Source organism: Methylobacterium oryzihabitans (assembly GCF_004004555.2).
GTDB classification, from domain to species: Bacteria; Pseudomonadota; Alphaproteobacteria; order Rhizobiales; family Beijerinckiaceae; genus Methylobacterium; species Methylobacterium oryzihabitans.
In genome coordinates this window covers 1-472 of record NZ_SACP01000134.1, presented here as the reverse complement: position 1 = coordinate 472, position 472 = coordinate 1, and the positions used below count along the sequence as shown (strand labels likewise).

The following is a 472-nucleotide window of genomic DNA, read 5'->3' as shown; positions in this document are numbered from 1 at the left end:
CATGATGAATGCGACCAGCGCACCGATGTTGGAGGCGAAGTTGAAGGTCTTGGAGTTGGCCGAGCTGGAAACCAGGTCCATGCGCAGCAGGTAGTGAAAAGCGATGATGAACATGCTGCCGGTACCTGGGCCGAAGAAGCCGTCGTAAAAGCCGATGGCCAGACAGGTCAACGGCACGACGGTGTAGAGCATCCGCGCCGACAGCACTCGCTCCTCTATCGGGCGGTCCTTGGGAGTGAGGAAAATCAGAATGCCGAAAGGGATCAATGCCAGGATGATCTTGCCCACGGTTTCCTGAGAGATCGAGACAATCAGGTGCGCTCCCAGATAGGCGCCGAGCAGTGAGAAAGGTACGCCAACCAGTGCCACCTGCCAGACCATCTTGCTGTTGGCCAGGAAGTTGCGGATGGCAGCCAGCGTACCCAGCGTACTTACCAGTTTCTCCTGCCCCAGCGCTACCTGAGGCGGCATG

1 protein-coding gene is annotated in these 472 nt (G+C 58.3%); it reads right to left on the bottom strand.

The features are described 5' to 3' along the window. Positions 1–472 (bottom strand): sulfite exporter TauE/SafE family protein (locus EOE48_RS28710; RefSeq protein ID WP_148239821.1); only part of this gene is annotated, 472 nt, incomplete at both ends.